This is a genomic window from Rhodococcus sp. WS3, from assembly GCF_003797085.1.
In the GTDB taxonomy this organism is placed as follows: Bacteria; Actinomycetota; Actinomycetes; order Mycobacteriales; family Mycobacteriaceae; genus Rhodococcus_F; species Rhodococcus_F globerula.
Map to the genome: position 1 here is coordinate 637,779 of NZ_RKMA01000001.1, position 18,833 is coordinate 656,611.

Here is an 18,833-nt window from a genome sequence, read left to right on the forward strand (position 1 = left end):
GGATACGTGACCGACGTCCTCGAAAAGTTCTCGCCCGCGACACGAGAATGGTTCGACGGTGCCTTCAGCGCCCCAACACCGGCTCAACTCGGCGCGTGGGAATCCATAGCAAGCGGCGCGCACACCCTCGTCGTTGCGCCTACCGGTTCCGGCAAGACGCTGTCCGCTTTTCTGTGGGCACTCGATCAGTTGGCTTCGCGGGACGAGAGTCACCGCACCACCAAGGTCCTGTACATCTCACCGCTCAAGGCACTCGGCGTGGATGTCGAACGCAACCTCCGCGCTCCGCTTGTCGGCATCACTCAAACCGCCAAACGCCTCGGTCTCACTCCGCCCGAGATCACGGTCGGCGTCCGCTCCGGTGACACCTCCCCCGCCGATCGACGCTCGTTGATCAAAAGGCCGCCGGACATCCTGATCACTACCCCGGAATCGCTGTTCCTGATGCTCACCTCCGCCGCCCGCGAGACGTTGGCCGGAGTCGACACCGTCATCGTCGACGAGGTCCACGCCGTGGCCGGGACCAAACGCGGCTCGCATCTCGCACTCTCGCTGGAGCGTCTCGACGCACTTCTCGAGTCGCCCGCGCAGCGCATCGGTTTGTCCGCTACCGTCCGCCCCCACGAAGAAGTCGGGCGGTTCCTTTCCGGGTCCGCGCCCATCAGGATCGTCGCGCCGCCGGCCGCCAAGACCTTCGACCTCACCGTCCGCGTTCCCGTGGAGGACATGACCGAACTGGGCATCGCAACACCGGCCGACGGATCAGAATCTCCGACGCCCCAAGCGGGCTCCATCTGGCCGCACGTCGAAGAGCAGATAGTCGATCTTGTTCTCGAACACCGCTCGTCCATAGTGTTCGCCAACTCCAGGCGTCTCGCCGAGCGGTTGACGGCTCGGCTCAACGAAATCCACGCCGAACGCACCGGTGTTGTGGTCGAAAAAATGCCGAAGCCGCCGTCACAAATCGGCACACCCACCGAAGTCAATTTCGGTGCCGAACCACTGCTCGCGCGCGCCCACCACGGCTCGGTCAGCAAGGATCAGCGCGCCATCATCGAAGACGACCTGAAATCCGGGCGACTGCGGTGCGTCGTCGCGACAAGCAGCCTCGAACTCGGAATCGACATGGGCGCAGTTGATCTGGTTATCCAAGTCGAGGCGCCGCCATCGGTTGCGAGCGGACTCCAACGCGTCGGCCGGGCCGGACACCAGGTCGGCGAAATCTCCCGAGGCGTGGTGTTTCCGAAACATCGAACCGATCTCATTCACTGCGCCGTCACCGTCGAGCGCATGGTCGAAGGCAAGATCGAAGCGATGGCCGTTCCTGCCAATCCGCTCGACATTCTGGCCCAGCAGACGGTGGCCGCGACGGCACTCGAGCCGATCGACGTCGACGACTGGTTCGACACTGTCCGCCGAAGTGGTTCGTTTGCAACACTTCCCCGCTCCGCGTACGAGTCCACCCTCGATCTGCTGGCAGGTCGGTACCCCTCGGACGAGTTTGCCGAACTGCGTCCACGCCTGGTGTGGGATCGCGAGGCCAACACACTCACCGGACGCCCGGGGGCTCAGCGTCTGGCTGTCACTTCGGGCGGCGCAATCCCCGACCGCGGCCTTTTCACTGTCTACATGGTCGGCGAAAAAGCCTCCCGAGTCGGCGAACTCGACGAGGAAATGGTCTACGAATCCCGAGTCGGCGACGTGTTCGCCCTGGGCGCGACCAGCTGGCGGATCGAGGAAATCACGTTCGACCGCGTTCTGGTCAGCCCCGCCTACGGACAACCGGGGCGCCTCCCGTTCTGGCACGGCGACGGTCTTGGGCGCCCAGCGGAACTCGGCCAGGCTCTCGGTCAGTTCGTCCGTGAAACAGCGCTCGGCAACGAGGCCGACGTGATCGAGCGCTGCCGCATCGGCGGCCTGGACCACAACGCCACCACCAACCTGATCCAGCTGGTGGGCGAACAGAAGAACGCGACCGGGCAGGTACCGTCGGATCGAACGTTGGTGGTCGAACGCTTCCGCGACGAACTCGGCGATTGGCGTCTGGTCCTGCACTCCCCGTACGGCCAGCGAGTGCACGCTCCGTGGGCACTTGCCATCGGCGCCCGGCTGCAGGAACGGTACGGCGTGGATTCCAGCCCCACTGCCTCCGACGACGGCATCATCATCCGTCTACCTGATACCGAGAACGACCCTCCCGGCGCCGAACTCTTTGCGTTCGATGTCGAGGACATCGAAGATCTGGTCACCCAGGAGGTTGGCGGGTCTGCACTGTTTGCCTCACGGTTTCGTGAATGTGCCGCTCGCGCACTGCTTCTTCCCCGCCGAAATCCCGGCAAGCGTGCGCCGCTGTGGCAGCAGCGTCAACGCAGCGCCCAGCTCCTGGACGTGGCACGCAAGTTTCCCACGTTCCCCATCCTGCTCGAGACCGTGCGCGAATGTCTCCAGGACGTCTACGACCTGCCGGCGCTCATGGAATTACTCGGCAAGATCGCCAAACGCCAGATCCGCATCGTTGATGTCGAGACGGCATCACCATCCCCGTTTGCCAGTGCGCTGCTGTTCAGCTACGTCGGCGCCTTCATGTACGAGGGTGACAGCCCGCTCGCCGAAAGACGGGCGGCAGCACTGTCTCTCGACTCCACACTGCTCGCCGAACTGTTGGGCCGCGTCGAATTGCGGGAACTGCTCGACGGCGGTGTCATCGAGCAAGCCGAGCGCGAGCTGCAACGACTGGTGCCGGAGCGCAAGGCAAAAGACCTCGAGGGTGTTGCTGATCTGCTGCGCATGCTCGGACCACTCACGACGGCGGAGGTGACCGCGCGTTCCCTCGAAGATCCGCGATCGTGGCTCGACACCCTGGTGACGGACAAACGCGCCCTACATGTTTCGTTTGCCGGGCAACAATGGTGGACGGCAATCGAAGACTCCGCCCGCTTGCGCGACGGCCTCGGCGTACCCCTACCCATCGGCGTGCCCGCCGCATTCATCGAACCGGTGGATCAGCCGCTCGAGGACTTGTTGAGCCGCTATGCGCGCACGCACGGACCTTTCACGCTCGCCGACGCGGCCGCCAGATTCGGCATCGGCGTATCGGTGGCTCGCGATGTTCTCGGCCGTCTTGCCTTGGAGAAGCGGGTACTCGAGGGTGAATTCCGCCCCGGATCGGCTGGGAGCGAATGGTGCGACGCCGAGGTTCTCCGGCGATTGCGTCGACGCTCACTCGCTGCTGCCCGGGCGGATGTGGAACCCGTCAGCACCGCCACTCTGGGCCGCTTCCTCCCCAGCTGGCAGCATGTCGGCGGCACTCTCCGCGGTATCGACGGCGTTGCCGCCGTCGTCGATCAGCTTGCCGGAGTTCCGATTCCGGCGTCGGCGCTCGAATCGCTGATCCTGCCGAGTCGAATCCCTGACTATTCACCGGCCATGCTCGACGAACTGACTTCGACCGGCGAAGTCCTGTGGTCTGGGTCCGGAGCCATCTCGGCCAAGGACGGTTGGGTTGTCCTGCACCCGGCGGATCTTGCCCCGGCGACTCTCAATCCACCTGCTGACACCGATGTCTCGGACTTGCAGCAGCAAGCCCTCGACGTCCTGACCGCTGGTGGCGCCTACTTCTTCCGTCAATTGGCCGAAGCACTCGACAATCCGGAAGACGGCGCGCTCACGACCGCACTGTGGGAATTGGTGTGGCTCGGACACATCGGCAACGACACCCTTGCTCCACTTCGTGCTCTGCTATCCGACACCACTCGAACCACAACCAGCCACCGCGCTCCGAGGCGTGTTCCGCGGGCCCGTCCGTATCGCGGAATGATGCGTCCGGCGGTGCCCGCGCGCACCGGACCGGCCACCGCCGCCGGACGCTGGTTTCTGCTACCGGCTGCCGAACCCGATCCAACGGTGCGGGCACACGCGACTGCGGACCTCCTGCTCGAACGCTACGGAGTTGTCACCCGAGGCAGCGTGGTGAGCGAGAACGTCCCCGGCGGATTTGCGTTGATCTACAAGGTGCTCAGTACTTTCGAGGACAACGGCCGGGCAAGACGCGGATACTTCGTCGATACGTTGGGCGGCGCGCAGTTCTCCACGCCTGCGGTCGTGGATCGTCTGCGTACGTTCGGGGAATCCATCGAGGGTCGCCATACCCCTTCTGCCACCGTCACTCTTGCTGCGTGCGACCCCGCCAATCCGTATGGAGCGGCGCTCCCATGGCCGGCATCGAACGCCGAAGAATCACCCGGACACCGACCCGGGCGGAAGGCCGGCGCGCTGGTCGTCCTCGTCGAGGGAGAACTGGTGCTCTATGTCGAACGTGGTGGTCGGACAATCCTTACGTTCACCGACGACCCAGGCGTACTCCGCACGGCAGCAACGTCTCTGGCCCAGATCGTGAAGAACCGATCAGTCGAGAAGATCGTCGTCGAGAAGGTGAACGGCGAAACCATCCACGGCAACAACTTTGCGCCGGTCTTGGTCGAAGCCGGTTTTGCGGCCACCCCACGCGGCTTCAGGTTGAGATCATGAAGGCTGCTCGCTGATGCCCGAAGGCGATACCGTCTGGCGGACGGCCAATGCACTTCGCACGGCACTGAACGGCAAGGTACTCACCACGTGCGACGTGCGTGTCCCGCGATATGCCACCGTCAATCTGACCGGCACACGAGTCGACTCCGTAGTCAGCCGAGGAAAGCATCTGTTGATCCGAGTCGGCGACGCCTCCGTCCACACCCACCTGAAGATGGAAGGCGCGTGGCAGATCTACGCGCCAGGTGAGCGGTGGCATCGCCCCGCCCATCAGGCGCGCATTATTCTGGCGACCGAAGATGCTGTTGCCGTGGGGTTTTCGCTCGGCATCACCGAAATCCTCGATCGCAACCAGGAAGACTCCGTCGTTGGCCATCTTGGGCCGGATCTCCTCGGCCCGGATTGGGACAGTGCTGTTGCGGAGGAAAATCTGCGCGGCGCGGGCTCCGAACCGATCGGCGTTGCGCTCCTCGATCAACGGGTCATGGCTGGACTCGGCAATGTGTATCGCAATGAAATCTGTTTTCTCCGTGGGCTTCATCCACGCACACCGACAGACCGGGTTCCGGATCTCGCGGCCGTAGTCGATCTGTCGCACCGCATTGTCGGTGCCAACAAATCACGTCACGTTCGGGTGACCACCGGCGATACTCGTCCCGGCAGGCAGACGTGGGTGTACGGCCGCCGCGGAAAGCCATGTCGGCGTTGCGGAACGCGAATCCGCGAGGAACTGCTCGGACCCGACCAGCTCACCGAACGACAGATATTCTTCTGCCCTTCCTGCCAACCGCTTACGCGCGATTAGCTTTTGTCAACAAACGGACGCAGTGCGCGACAAAGCGATCGCGGCTTACGTCGATTGTGCCGTCGAGGTATCCGATGAACAGGGTGAACAGTGCACCCACCAATCCCACCGCGGTCAGCTGCTTCTCCACCGGATCAGTGATTTCGGAGAGCTGTGCATAGACGAGGTCCACAAAAGCCGGCATCGATTCGATTCCGCGGCCTCCGAGCACCGGTTCGGAGAGCGGAGCGATCAACAGCACTCTACCCATCGCGGGATCGTCGACCATCAACTTCACGAACGTGTCAACCGCTGCGGTGGCAATCGCTTCGGATCCGGACTCTGTAGCTACTGCTGCCGCGAGTGCGGTTTGGGCGCGCTCCGAAACATATGAGTGGACCGACACCACGTACTGATCGCGATCGGTGAAGCTCTCGTAGAAGTACCGTTCCGTCAGTCCCGCAGCCTTACATACTGCCCGGACATTGACGGCAGGACCGTCCACTGCGCCCAGTAGCGTCACGCCGACATCGAACAGCGCTGCCTTCCGTGCTGCACGCCGTTCCTCGATACCCACTACCCTGCTCCGATTCCTTGACTACTGATGTTGTCGATCCTAATCTGACAACATGCGTAGTCAAAGTGATGACGTACCCACACCAACACCGCTTGGGCCCGATTCCTTGACCTGGAAGTATTTCGGCGATTGGCGAGGCATGCTTCAGGGCGTGTGGGCAGGTTCTATGCAGAACATGCATCCAGGACTCGGGGCCGGCGTCGAGGAGCATTCGCAGTTCTTCGACGAGCGCTGGGAACGCCTCTACCGATCGCTCTACCCCATCGCCGGAGTTGTCTTCGACGGCGACAGAGCCCAGGAAACCGCTGAACAGGTACGCGGCTACCACACCACGATCAAGGGCGTCGACAAGCTGGGTCGGCGCTACCACGCCCTCGACCCGGACACCTTCTACTGGGCACACGCGACCTTCTTCATGGGCACAATCGTGACGGCAGAGAACTTTTCCGGCGGCCTGACCGAAGCACAGAAACGGCAACTCTTCACCGAGCACATCCAGTGGTATCGCCTCTACGGCATGAGCATGCGGCCCGTCCCCGAAACGTGGGAGGCATTCCAAGAGTATTGGGATCACATGTGCTGCAACATTCTCGAGGACAACAAGGCCACGCGTGATGTGCTCGACCTCTCCGGCCTGGGCAAGCCGCCATTCATGACGTGGCTACCCGAGCCGATCTGGAGGCTCGCACGCATTCCCGTCGCACGAGGCTTTGTGTGGCTGACCGTCGGTATGTACGACCAGCCGGTTCGCGATCTTCTCGGATACTCGTGGAGCGCGCGCGAGACGAGGATTCACACAGCTGTCGGCAAGACCGTCAACGCGGTCTTCCACCTTGTCCCGTGGCGCTACCGTTATCAACCGCGTGCCCGCGCGGGCTGGGACCGAGCCACGGGCAGGACGGCGCCCGATGCGCCACTCGTTCACACACCGGCCCGCAACCTGCCTCCCGCAACGCGCCGTGACAGTCCGATGCACTACAGCCCAAATGCCTGATCTGCCATAATCAAGCGATGCCGCGGAGCCTACGTACCCTGCTCAATCGCCCGATTACCGCCCGCGGTCGCCACCTCGGGCAGGAGCGCATTGCCGCCCGGACCACCGCCTACGTGTACGGCAATATCTTGGCTCTGGCCGCTCTGATTCCGGTCACCCAATCTCAGGAATCGCTCGGCGTCGCCATCGTCATCGGCACGGCCCTGTCGACGTATATCGCGCATACTTTCGCCGAGGGCGTCGGCGAGAGTATTCGCAATGATCGAGAACTCACGACTGCGGAGAGAATCGAAGCTCTTCGTGATTCCGTGCCCATCCTGACCTCGGCCGTGGTTCCGATCGTCATTCTGGCAACCGCCTGGTTCAACCTTCTCGAGCCGCGGACCGCGCAATTGATTGCGGAATTTGTGTTGGTGCTCCGTATCGGTTCCACGAGTTACGTCATCAGCTATCTCCGCGGCGAAAAAGTCGGCACAGCAACTCATGTCGCGGCGTTCGGTCTCGCTGCGGTAGCGACGTTGATCGTCGCGATCAAAATCGTGCTGACACACTGACTTCGCGCGTGCTTCTGTTCCCTTGCGTTATGTTCCCCTGCGTCCTGTTCCACTGCAGTGCCGCGACGAAACAGGCCGCCAGTGCGATCGGAATGAAGTAGCCATAGGCAACCAAGTGGGGTCTGGATGCAAAGAATGCGCCGAATGCCCCGAACACCAGAATTGCTGCGACTGTAACTGCGACCCAGCGACAGGGAACTACGGCTGGGATTACGCACATTAGAGCCGGGACTGCCAACCACGCAAGAATTGCCACACCGAGGTAACTGACGATCGATTCGTTGCACTGCGTCCAGTTCGTGATCCCGTCGCTTGGGAAAATACCGATCTCGCAGGACGTGATCTGGTACATCGGATCCGACGCGGCGAAGTACCCGAGCGCGGCAGCAGCTAAGGCAAGCACCACCCACACCCATCGGAAGAATGTCGTCACACTCATCCGACAAAAACTACTCGGTCCCCTCCATCCGATATACATAACGCAGACAATTCACTCTTCATGACGGATCCGGAGAACCTGCCGATATGAACGCCCCACAACCGCCATATCCGTGGGACTCCCAACCACAGCGGGACTCCCAACCACAGCGGGATTCACAGCCACCGAAAGATCCACCGCCACCACAAACACCGGCGTGGGTGTGGGTTCTTCTCGGTGCCGGGGTAGCTGCGATCGTTGTGGTTGTGGGGCTTGTCTGGGTGCGGCCGATGCTCTTCGACGCAGAGACGAATCAATCCGCACGATCTTCGACTCAGCTCAACACAACGGCATCTACAACAACTACACCCACCACAGAATCTTCTCCCACCACAACGTCGGCAGCTGCTCGAACCACTACCTCCGCGCCGTCGTCCGGTACAGCTGTCCCCGCAAACGCAACGCGCTGCGGACCCGTGTTTTCCAACAACGAATTGCCGAACTCCGCGACCGGCAGCAAAGCCACGTCATGCGAGTTCGCCGAAGAAGTTCGGTATCAGTACGTCAGTCAAGGCAAACGAAATGCGACAGTGTCGATCAACGCTGTCAGCCCCGTCACCAATACTCGCTATTCGATGAGTTGCACCGGAAAGAAAGTTGTCACCTGCACTGGCGGTAACAACGCAATCGTCTACCTCTTTTAGTAGATGAGGCTCTTTTAGTAGATGAGGCGACGAATTCAGAATGGCAGTGGCAGGGGTCTATCCGCCTCAGCATAGCCGAGTACTGTTAATCCCCAGTCACGTTCAGTTAAGTTGACAGAGCCCGCTCGGCTCACTGCTCTCGGTTCGCCCGCTCCACTACGCCGTTGCGACATCAAGCGCACGTCTCGACTTCAAAACAAACCCATGAACCCTCGAATGATCGCCGGGACGACAACTCACACTCAAATATTGTAGAACCGCTCCGCGTTCTCGGTGAACAACTTCCGCTGCGCCGCTATCCCGAGTCCTTCGGTGGCCGATCGATAGAGGCCAATCAGTTCGTCGAAGCGGCCGTGCGCCGCATCGACAGGGAAGTTGCTGCCAACCATGCAACGGTCTTCACCGAACGACTCGAGACAGTGCTCGATGAACGGTCGTTGAGCCTCCAAGTCGAAAGTGCACAGCGTCATCGCCAGGCCCGAGATCTTGCAGTGAACGGTCCCGACGGACGCCAGCGCGCTGATCCCCTCGCGCCACGCAGCGACATAGTCAGGATCCCGGGGCTGCATCGGCCAGCCACAGTGCTCGAGTACGAACGGGACATCCGGGTGACGCTCAGCCAACCGCGCAGCATCCGCCATGGACTCATGGTGTGCAACGAGGTCGTACCGGGCGTCCACATCAGCCAGCATTCGCATGTATTCGTCCGCGGCAGAAGAGCCATAGTCGAAGCCAGTCAAGACTCGAACGCCCCGAAAGAGGTCGAAGGCAGACTGGGCCGCCAGCTCCGCCTTGCGCTCGCGCGGTGACAGGCCCGGATCGACGCTGCCGACGATCCCGGCAATCATCGGCTCGCCCTCAGCTAGCTTGCTGACCCACGCAATTTCGTGGGTAACGTTCTGTGGGGCAAGGGTGGCTGTTATCCACACGGCTTTGGGGATGTCGATTGCGCGGGCGTCGGCGCGGTAGTCCGCGGGACTGTAGTCGCGCGGAAACGCAGCGCTGCCGAACGCCTTGCGTTGCTTGTCTGACGGACCGACGAAGAAGCCCTGTGACCGGTCCCAGAAATGAACGTGCGAGTCCACGAAGGAATCAGGGTGCAGTGTCATACGCCTCTCCTACTCATCGGTTTGATCGGTTGATGCTTGCGTTTGCGGAACGGACACGGCTCAGCGTCGAGGACGCAGTCGACCTCGTTTCGAGCCGTTGCGCCATTAAGTATACGGATATTGCAAGAGTGTACGGATATCGCACTGGCACGACCAGGCTGCTTGCATGAGAACTTGCGTGAAAACGGCGGGTCGATCCAGTCGCGATCGTGGACGACATGCTGGAACTAACGAGTGATCAGCTGACAGCACCGTCGACGAACTGACGATATTTGCATGCAGGGTCGTGATCGCTACCGTCGCCCAACTGTTGAATGACACCAGTGACGAGAACCTTGCAACTGTAACGACTGAATACATACCGCGGCAGTGGGATTGAGCAGGAATAGACGGAACGGTTGACGATAGCCGACGCCAGCGGCGATGGGCAGCCCGACGTGACCGGACCGCCCACAAAAGCCTAATGTCTGGCCGCTACAAACCCCGTCAGCTGCACAATCGTCAGGGAGAGCGGCGAGATCGATGACGACAGGGGCGATGTCGACACCGCACTCCTGCACGTTGCCGCCGGTGCCAAAGATCCATGTATGCGGTCGAACATGCCTTGGTACGGATGAGGTGACGGTAAGGCTTATGTGACAACTGTTGCGCCGCAAGCGCATCGAATGGCACAGTGTCCGAAATCACCCATCTGTACGACACCTTACTCATGGGCTAACCACAACAACCGCCCGTTAGCAGCAACAGCCGACACGGGAAGAGTCACTGGGAAGTGGCGACGAAGTTCAGTTCAAGCAGTGAATTCCTCAGCGGCAAACCTATTGCAACCCAGTTCCTGAAAGAGTAGCCTCAATTTACTGACGAAGGGCAGACGCAGGTCCGTTCCAGTGGGCCGGGTCCGTATGTCGCAGACACGTTCCGCGTCCATACTCTCACCCTTCTCAGGTGGAATGCCGTCGGGATTGCGCTCCGGCCCGGACAAACCGGCTCGACGTCACCGTCCGCCTCGACAATGCCGCACTCGCCCAGGCGGCCGTCGACAACTTCGGCCCGCGAGGCAATATGTCCGGCTCCTACGGATACATCGATCAATTCGACAGCAACGGGAACGATCGACTCGACGGCCAGGAAGTGTTTCCGGCCTACGCCCATGTCCTGAGTTTCGCGTTCCGAAATGTTCCGCTACGCATAGCCGCGTTCAATCACGAGGAGAATTTTGATGCCATACCCCACGAGCAACCTGAAGCAGGCAGTACGAGCATATTTCGTCGGAATAGATGATCAAGATCTGGACGCGGTCGACGCACTCGTTCACCAGGACATCGTGATGATTTTCGCGAACGCAGAGCCGAGCGTCGGTAAGCAAATCTTTATGGCTAATGCCAAGGTCCGCAATCCGGCGTTTGCTCGGATACGACATGATCTCATCGAGGTGTGGCAACCAGACGATGACGCCAACGTCGTCATCGCCACGATGACCGTGACGTATGAACGGCTGGACGGTATCGTGGTGGCTGTTCCATGCTGCGGAATCTTCGAGTTTGATGGCGGCCAGATCCGGCGCTATCGCGTGTTCATCGATCGGGCACCAGCAGTTGCAACGACGCCTGCTCAGGCCTGATCGAGGCACTGTCAAGTTGTTGAGATCACCTGACCTGGGATGATGCGCTGGTGTCGACGTACAAAGGGCTACCGGTTTCCGCGGGGACTGTCACGTTGTTGAACGCGGCAAACTGGGAGAACGTGGCGTGACCACCCTAATGCTGTCGTACAAAGGCCACCGCTACCCGGTCGAGGTCATCAATCACTGCGTGTGGTTGTACTTCCGGTTCCCGCTCAGCTTCCGTGAAGTCGAGGAACTGATGCTCGAACGTGGTGTCGTGGTGGGTTACGAGACGATCCGGCGGTGGTGCGCCAAGTTCGGGCAGACATACGCAAACCAGTTGCGCCGGCGGCGGGCGCGGCCCGGTGACAAATGGCATCTCGACGAGGTGTTCATCAAAATAGACGGCACCCAGCCTTACCTATGGCGGGCGGTCGACCAGCACGGCAACGTTCTCGACGTGCTGGTCCAGTCCCACCGAAACGCGAAGGCAGCCAAGAAGTTCTTCCGGAGGCTGCTCAAAGGGCTGGAGTATGTGCCGCGGGTGATCGTCACCGACAAACTCGCCAGCTACCAGGTCGCACACCGCGAGCTGCTGGGATCGGTCGAGCATCGCTAGGGCATGTCTCCTAATTCGCAAGGTGCTTGGCCCAGATACACACTGCTGAGAGCATCACGCCCGCTCGGTACGTGAGGGCTAGTTTGTCGTAACGGGTTGCCAGCGCTCGCCACTGTTTGAGAGTACGGAAGGATCGCTCGACGACGTTGCGGCCCTTGTACTTCTCGACATCGAACCGAACCGGACGACCACCGCGTCTGAGTCGATGACATTTCTGGTTGTCCGGTTCGGCGATCACTGCCTCGATGCGCCGTGATCGCAGATGAACTCGGTTGGCTTTCGACGAGTATGCCTTGTCTCCGAGCACCGCATCCGGTCGCGTCCGAGACCTGCCTGGCCCGATTCGCGGCACGGACAGTTCTTTCATCAGTAGCGGGAACGCCGGAGAATCCCCGCCTTGACCTGGTCCGATCAGCAGGACGAGGGGCCGTCCAATCTCGTTGCGCTCGTTCGACACTGAAGCGTCCACCATCGCTTTCCGCGCGTTCTTTTCCGGAACGAGGACGGCGCGTAGTCCGAGCTTCTCGCAGGTTTCTGCGATTTCCTCGTAGCGCTGCTGGACGGGGCAGCATTGCGTTGCACTCCCATTGCCAGCTGCATGCGCAGCAGTTCGTCGTATGCGAGGCGCTCACGGCCTGTGGTCGCGTCGCTGGCATCGGCGGGGACGTGGACGGCACGTAGCGCTTCCAGTCGACCGGGAAGCGCCCGCGCGCTGCGGATCGAGTCAGGAACTGGGTCGTCGAGAGCCGGTAAGCGCCTCAGGGGGTCGAGCGCTGCGCGGTGCAGAGTCCACGTCGAGACCTGATGCTTGTCGGACTGGGGGTAAACGGGCACGAATGGGGCGGTCGCGTCTCGCATGGGTGCGATCAGTGCACCGGGGATCTGGATGAATCATTCCCATTCTGTGACATCGCCCCACATCAGCACGAGGTCGTCGCGGCGGAATCGTTTTGCCATCCACGGTTGCTGGAATTACATGGAGGTCACGCGGTGGCTTCCTGCTCCGATCTCGATGCGTGCGTACTTCTTTCCCCAATCTGCTTTGGTGGACAGCACTTTGCCGACGGTGGCGACGTTCTTCATCCCTGGCCGTAGGGCCGACATGGGGGTGATCTCGATCGGTCGATGTAGTGCAGCGGTACTCGCATCTACAGGTCGTAGGCGGTGGCGATGCCGGCGGCGCTGAGTCGTTCAAGTTCCTTGTCGCCGACGCCTGCGTCGGCGCGGATACCGGCGAGATCGTCGATGGGGAGGCCGTCGAGGGTGCCCTCGAATTCGAGTGGTGGTTTGCGGGAGGGCTGACCGAGGACCGCAGCGGCCGACAGCGTAGGGATCGTGCGAATCTCGACGTCGTAGCACGGCCGTCCGGAATGTGCTGCGTACTGGGTTTCCGGTGTCCCTTGCCGCACCGCTGGGTCGGTCACCGCTGTAGCCTGGCCAGTCCGAAACCTGCGCGGCGATCTTCGGTGGCGGGTGGACGCAATGCTGGATCCAGTGGGGTTGCGGCCGTTCCGGCGCCGAAACGTGGCCGTGTAGGTGGCACCGAAGTCGTTGCGGCGGTGGGCGATATCGAAGTGATGATCTGGGTGAGGTCGAACCCGAGCGCTCCGAGATGGTCCGCGAACGCCGACAGTTGAGGGCTCGTTCGACCACGGCGGGATGCCACTGCGCCGATCGGGCAGCGGCCGACAGAACTGCTGTGGCGCAGCCGGACTCATGCAGGGCGAGCACCGCGGCCCGCAACGGCCTGCACGACTTGCGTCACCTCGATCGTCCCTTTCCCTACTTATCCTCGGTTGGACAGCTCCTGCCACATCATCGCCGCGCACTCCGACAGAAACGTCGGCTGCCACGCGGTGTCCGGCACAGTACCGAGCGGCTTCACCAGTGGAGCCGAGGGCTCAAACACTCTCGGGCGTCGGTGGATAACGTCGTGGCACACCACATGAGAACCGGGGTCACCGTCTGTGATCCCACCGTCCGCGCGGCATCCGCCGAACCCCAGTCAGTAGGAGGGTTCTCATGCTGCAGCTGCGCGAAGTCGAATGCCGCGCCGGCTGCCAGATGCGGATCATGCGGGATTTCGACGCACCGCACGGACGCGACGCTTGAGATCGGCGTGGATCTTGTCGATGTCAACTGTGGATGACTCGTGGATCCCGTTGATGACCGCCACCGCGTCACCTAGTAACTTGCCGTGTCGCATGTCGACCAACTCGTCGAGCGTCTCGAGCAAAGCGTAGAACCCGTCGGAAGGCAAATATGTGGCATTTCGTTTTCACCCTGGCCAATATCACCCACACTTCACCGAAATCGATTTCCGCTTCGGCGCCGGGTGCGTGTTCCTGCGGGACGAATACTTCGACGCGGCGTCCGGCTTCGACGTCGATCTGTGCTCGCCAGACCCGCACGTAGTCACGCAAGGTCGAATACGAAAGGTGCTGCGCTCCATGTTCTCCGGCCAGCCTGGCGAGGATCCGCCGGGCTGAGTGACGTTGTTTTCGTGGTGCCTCGATATCGGCGGTGAGCATGGCGTCGATCGCGGCTTTGAACGGATCGAGCTTCGCGAACAACGCACCGGAGCTTTTCTCGGTGGCGGCTCCGCCTGCGCCAACGCCATCCGTACCGTTGCCCGACCCACGTGGTGGCTGCGGGCCAACTGCCGGATCGAACAAACACCAGAATTCCTGGTGCGGGACGCATACAAATCTCTCTGTGATCCGGCGGAGACATCCTTCATCGATTGCACACCCCTGAGAATCGTGGCCGAGCCTGGTTTTTTGGGGATTACGATGTGCCCGCTCGATTCTGACTAAATCCTGTTTGCCTTGCGCTCGACTCTAATCAGGCGATCCAGGGGAATTACCGCGCACGGTACCTTGATGTCCGCCCGTTTTGTCAATGGTCAAAACGCACACCCAAAGCCGCAGAATTGCTCTCAGCTCGTTTCGGTTGCTGGGGTAGGAGACGCCTGTCGAATTTGATTGCATCTCCCAATGGATGGCGCCGACTCGGTGAGAATGACACGATGACGCTCGAAGAAAAACGAGACAACCGATCGCCCACGACGTGGCTCACTGCGGCTTTCTGGGCCCTGACGTTCTATTGAGAACATTCAAGTAGCACAAACAAACTCACGATTTCTCGACTTAACAAGAACCTCGGTATAAACACTGTTAGCCGAATTCGGCTCAACTCGGATCGTGGTAGTCAATACACGTCCAAGGTATTTCGTCGTCTGATGGCGGGCCTCAGAGAGCAGTGTCATGGGGCGGTCACCCAGATATCCTTCAAAGGTGCCAGCGACTCCCAAACACCAAGATTGGGGTTACGGACCACGGCCGGGATGTAAGCGGCGCGCGGTCGGTACTGCGCGTAAGGGATGACGGGCAGGTCATCGGAAACTACCTTCTGGAATTTGGCGTAAATCTCCTTGCGCCGTGCCAGATCCATTTCCTGGCCGGCCTGCTCGAGCAGCTCGTCGACCTCCGGGCTCGAGTAGTGAGGGATGTTCCCCGGGTAGGGTCCCCCGATGGCTGCGCTCTCGTAAAGCGAATGAATACCGACCACCGGATCCCCGTAACCCTGGCTCAAATAGAGGCACATGTCGAAATCCCTGGCAACGACACGCTGAGCGAGTGAGGCGAGGTCGGGTGACGCGACGACATTAGCCGTGATGCCTATGGCCTTGAGCGCTTCCTTCATGTACTCCGCCATGCTCCCACAGAACTCTCGAACAGTCGGAAGGTAGTCGATTCGCACTGAGAAACCGTTCGGGTAACCGGCTTCTGCCAGTAACCCCTTGGCCTTGTCAACGTCGTACGAATACTTCGTGACGTTGTCGGAGTAGAACTGGTCGATCGGCGGGAGAACGCTGTCGGTGGCGGCCGCTTCTCCGCCCAGTACCTGCTCCAGGATGTAACGCCGGTCCATCGCGTGCGCGATGGCCTGACGGACCTGCAGGTTCTTCAAATACTCGTTCTCCAGGTTCAGTGCGACGACGCCGACGCCGGAGATCGCCTGCAAACCCTTATCGGCGACTTCGATCGTCGGCTGAGCCCGCAACTGCTGAAGCTGCACCGAATCGCCGGTCCGTAAACTGTGGATCTCGCCCTGCTGCAGCTGTAGGAGAATCGTGTTACCGCTTGGATCAGCCCGGTAGACGACTTCGTCAACGAAGGGGCGGTCCGGCAGGAAGAAATTGTCGTACTTTGCCATGCGAATCTCGGTCCGAGGTTCAAACTTGGTCAGCCGGAAGGGCCCCGACCCGATTACATCCTGGGTATTGCGGGGATGGGTTCGCAGTTCCTGTCCGTCTCCGTAGATGTGCTTCGGCAGGATAGGCGCAGTCGCAGGAGTGAGGCAGGCCAGCAACGCCGCATTCGGAACGGAGAGCCGAATGATCACCGTGGTCGCATCCGGCGCTTCGACGTCGGTCACCGTCGCGAACATGGATTTAAAGCTGTGGTATTTCTTGGAAGCCAGGATGGAGAACGCGACGTCCTCCGAAGTGACCGGCTTGCCATCGTGGAAGGTCGCCCCACTACGGATCTTGAAGGTCAGCGACCGGCTGTCCGGGCTGAACTCCCATGACTCGGCCAGGTACGGTTCAGGGCTGAAATCGTCAGCGGTGAGCACCAGTCCGGCGAACACCTGAGCGCCGATCGTCGCAGGACCGGCACCACCTCCCAAGGCTGGGTTTACGTGCGCGATGACCTGAGTGGTGCCGGTGATATACGTGCCCCCAGGCTGTGGGGGTCCGTCGGCGGTAGCGCCGTCGACGCTAGCGCCGCCGCTACCGCAGCCAGCAAGAGCGACAGCCACACCCGCGGCGCCGAGGCCGAAGATAAAGTTGCGCCGTGACACCGAACTCACCAGGGGGGCAAGCTCGGACGGCATGTGATCGGTCATGGAAATCCCTTTCTCAGCGCACCGACGAGTGACATCCTTTGATACGAGCTGTGTCAGCGATGCTCAGCACGTCCACTTCCGTGATCATCGAGTCATCCTCTCTCACCCCTCCCGGGGCTGCAGTAAATTGAGGCTACTCTTTCGGAAACTGGGTTGCAATAGGTTTGCCACGGAGGACTTCATGGCGCGAATTGAACTTCGTCGCCACAGCCCAGAGACTCTTCCCATTCGGTTGTTGCGGACTAGCGGCCGACGTTGTGGTCAGTCCATGAACGAGAACTCGTAAAGCTGGGCGATTTCGGACACTGTGCCATCCAATGTGCTTGCCGCGCAACAGTGGTCACAAAAACCCTCGCAGCCACCTCATCGACACCAAGGCGTATTACGCCCCTCAACATGAACTTGCGATCTCGCTGCTCGCTCCGACGATTGTGCGGCCGAACGGGTTACGCGGTGGTCAGCACTAAGCGTTGTGGGCAGTCCGATCACGTCGGTATGTCCATCGCCGCTGGCGTCGGCTCCATCGATCGATCCCTGACTCTCACTCAATACCGCTGCAGCAGTATGTATTCAGTCGTTACAGTTGCAAGGTGCTCGTCACTGGTGTCATTCAACAGTTGGGCGACGGTAGCGATCGCGACCCTGCATGCAAATATCGTCAGTTCGTCGACGGTGCTGTCAGCTGATCACTCGTTAGTTCCAGCATGTCGTCCACGATCGCGACTGGATCGACCCGCCGTTTTCACGCAAGTTCTCATGCCAGCCGCCTGGTCGTGCCAGTGCGATATCCGTACACTCTTGCAATATCCGTATACTTAATGGCGCAACGGCTCGAAACGAGGTCGACCGCATCCTCGACGCTGACCCCCGACGCGCATAAGCATCAGTGTCCAGTTCTGGTCTCATCCTTGCAAACTGATAGATACTGCCTGCACGCCGCCGGCGTAGGCGGTGTGAATGTTTGCAGCGGCCGTTAGGTACTGACCTGAGCTGGAGACTGCCGACTACCAGCTCAGCAACCAACATCTGATGATGTGCCTCGCCGGCTACCTGACCTCACCCCTGGCGAAAAGCATCTCGACAGAGACCTCGTTCGAATGACACACAGTGAGCGAGACCTACCGGGTATAGGGCACCCGCTCGCCAGCGAATTCTTCCGCAACCTGCATTGGCGCGGCTTCAAACCCGACCGCCACATCACCCGCCTCCTCGGACTGTGGGTTCCCGAAATCAGGAAAACGGTGGAGAAGGACGTTGTTCGTCTCTGCACGTTGATCGGTGGCAAGAACCGATCACTTCAGTCCTTCTTGAGGTGCTCGCTAGTCGGCGTTGCGATCACGCCCGACTGCAACTATTCACGCGCAGACGACCGCATCTGAATACTCGGCGCTTATCCGGAGACGAAGAACAAGGAGTCGAACGTGGAGTACATCCACGCATGAGGTGGCCTGCAAGCAGCCTGTTCCGGAAATAGTTGGCGGACTTTGTCAGAGCCTGTCCTCGGCTGGCGCTTGCAGCACCAGAAGTTGTCTCGTGCGGTTGGGGCAAAGGAGAATCCACGAATTTCTGCACGGGCAGACATTCCCGACCCCTACTAGCCGGGCGCTGTTGTAGTCCGGCGCTGATATGAGACTCCTGGCTGTGGCAACCATCACTGAGCAGCGTAGCCTCCGCCCCGATAGACCGCGTCGACCACAGTCGCGTCGACCTCAGTACCCACGAAAAATACCCTGACCAGACAACTTCGGCGTGTCGCTTCCAGTTCTCAGACAAGAACAAACTGCACCGACGAGGCCGGCCACCGGTGAACGCAGACCGACAAGGACGGTCCTGCACGCATCGACGACATCACGGACGCTACCGCCACCGGAAGTCGGGACGAACTCCTGCCAGAATCGCCAATGAAACACACACCGGCACAGAGAGTCTCGCCGGAAATACGCCGACCCTTAGCCTCCTAGACATCCAATTTCAGGAGCTCCTCTATGACATCGGCTGATCGACCCGAATGGACGGTGCCCGCACGCTCAGCC

14 protein-coding genes and 2 pseudogenes are annotated in these 18,833 nt (G+C 60.8%); 8 read left to right on the forward strand and 8 right to left on the reverse strand.

Annotated features, from left to right (window positions below; translation table 11 throughout):
- The first annotated feature begins 6 nt into the window (after positions 1-6).
- Together EEB13_RS02925 and EEB13_RS02930 are read left to right on the forward strand one after the other, a co-directional pair.
- A complete protein-coding gene (locus EEB13_RS02925; protein WP_187328474.1) occupies positions 7-4,527 on the forward strand; it encodes an ATP-dependent helicase in 4,521 nt (1,506 codons plus the stop codon).
- A gap of 13 nt (positions 4,528-4,540) precedes the next feature.
- Complete coding sequence (locus EEB13_RS02930) at positions 4,541-5,332, forward strand: DNA-formamidopyrimidine glycosylase family protein (RefSeq protein ID WP_045070662.1); 792 nt, start codon at positions 4,541-4,543, stop codon at positions 5,330-5,332.
- On the opposite strand, the gene EEB13_RS02935 is transcribed toward EEB13_RS02930, so the two are convergent.
- Complete coding sequence (locus tag EEB13_RS02935; RefSeq protein ID WP_033231249.1) at positions 5,319-5,888, reverse strand: TetR/AcrR family transcriptional regulator; 570 nt, start codon at positions 5,886-5,888, stop codon at positions 5,319-5,321. The genes EEB13_RS02930 and EEB13_RS02935 overlap by 14 nt on opposite strands.
- Before the next feature lie 52 nt (positions 5,889-5,940).
- Here EEB13_RS02935 and EEB13_RS02940 point away from each other — a divergent pair, with 52 nt between their 5' ends.
- Both EEB13_RS02940 and EEB13_RS02945 read left to right on the forward strand, forming a co-directional pair.
- The gene (locus EEB13_RS02940) at positions 5,941-6,882 is read left to right on the forward strand and encodes an oxygenase MpaB family protein (protein WP_141484536.1); all 942 of its coding nucleotides are present in this window, start codon (positions 5,941-5,943) and stop codon (positions 6,880-6,882) included.
- Positions 6,883-6,899: 17 nt separating this feature from the next.
- The gene (locus EEB13_RS02945; protein ID WP_033231251.1) at positions 6,900-7,436 is read left to right on the forward strand and encodes a hypothetical protein; all 537 of its coding nucleotides are present in this window, start codon (positions 6,900-6,902) and stop codon (positions 7,434-7,436) included.
- On the opposite strand, the gene EEB13_RS31770 is transcribed toward EEB13_RS02945, so the two are convergent.
- Positions 7,414-7,875 carry a hypothetical protein gene (locus EEB13_RS31770; RefSeq protein ID WP_141484537.1) on the reverse strand — a complete coding sequence of 154 codons (462 nt, stop codon included), beginning with the start codon at positions 7,873-7,875 and terminating at the stop codon, positions 7,414-7,416. The genes EEB13_RS02945 and EEB13_RS31770 overlap by 23 nt on opposite strands.
- An 86-nt stretch (positions 7,876-7,961) precedes the next feature.
- Between EEB13_RS31770 and EEB13_RS02955 the strand changes: the two genes are divergently transcribed.
- Positions 7,962-8,558, forward strand: coding sequence for a serine/threonine protein kinase (locus EEB13_RS02955; protein WP_261984430.1), 597 nt, complete (start codon positions 7,962-7,964; stop codon positions 8,556-8,558).
- Between the two features lie 242 nt (positions 8,559-8,800).
- Here the strand turns inward: EEB13_RS02955 and EEB13_RS02960 are convergent, their stop codons facing one another.
- Complete coding sequence (locus EEB13_RS02960) at positions 8,801-9,667, reverse strand: amidohydrolase family protein (RefSeq protein ID WP_141484538.1); 867 nt, start codon at positions 9,665-9,667, stop codon at positions 8,801-8,803.
- A 1,219-nt stretch (positions 9,668-10,886) separates the two neighbouring features.
- Here EEB13_RS02960 and EEB13_RS02965 point away from each other — a divergent pair.
- Both EEB13_RS02965 and EEB13_RS02970 read left to right on the forward strand, forming a co-directional pair.
- A complete protein-coding gene (locus EEB13_RS02965; RefSeq protein ID WP_141484539.1) occupies positions 10,887-11,288 on the forward strand; it encodes a nuclear transport factor 2 family protein in 402 nt (133 codons plus the stop codon).
- A 139-nt stretch (positions 11,289-11,427) separates the two neighbouring features.
- Positions 11,428-11,886, forward strand: a pseudogene (locus EEB13_RS02970) (IS6 family transposase); the annotation flags it as partial.
- Positions 11,887-11,899: 13 nt separating this feature from the next.
- On the opposite strand, the gene EEB13_RS02975 reads toward EEB13_RS02970, so the two are convergent.
- The 5 genes and pseudogenes from EEB13_RS02975 to EEB13_RS02990 form a co-directional block, all read right to left on the reverse strand.
- Entirely contained in the window at positions 11,900-12,361 is a 462-nt protein-coding gene (locus EEB13_RS02975) for a transposase (protein WP_141484540.1), read from the reverse strand.
- A 500-nt stretch (positions 12,362-12,861) separates the two neighbouring features.
- A complete protein-coding gene (locus EEB13_RS31870) occupies positions 12,862-12,993 on the reverse strand; it encodes a hypothetical protein (protein WP_261984431.1) in 132 nt (43 codons plus the stop codon).
- Between the two features lie 44 nt (positions 12,994-13,037).
- A complete protein-coding gene (locus tag EEB13_RS02980; protein WP_141484541.1) occupies positions 13,038-13,313 on the reverse strand; it encodes a hypothetical protein in 276 nt (91 codons plus the stop codon).
- Positions 13,314-14,138: 825 nt separating this feature from the next.
- Positions 14,139-14,596: pseudogene (locus EEB13_RS02985) on the reverse strand (IS21 family transposase); the annotation flags it as partial.
- Positions 14,597-15,153: 557 nt separating this feature from the next.
- Positions 15,154-16,800, reverse strand: a complete 1,647-nt coding sequence (locus EEB13_RS02990) for an ABC transporter substrate-binding protein (protein WP_141484542.1) — start codon at positions 16,798-16,800, stop codon at positions 15,154-15,156.
- Between the two features lie 1,097 nt (positions 16,801-17,897).
- On the opposite strand from EEB13_RS02990, the gene EEB13_RS02995 reads away from it, so the two are divergent.
- Positions 17,898-18,179, forward strand: a complete 282-nt coding sequence (locus EEB13_RS02995; protein WP_141484543.1) for a hypothetical protein — start codon at positions 17,898-17,900, stop codon at positions 18,177-18,179.
- Positions 18,180-18,833 lie beyond the last annotated feature (654 nt).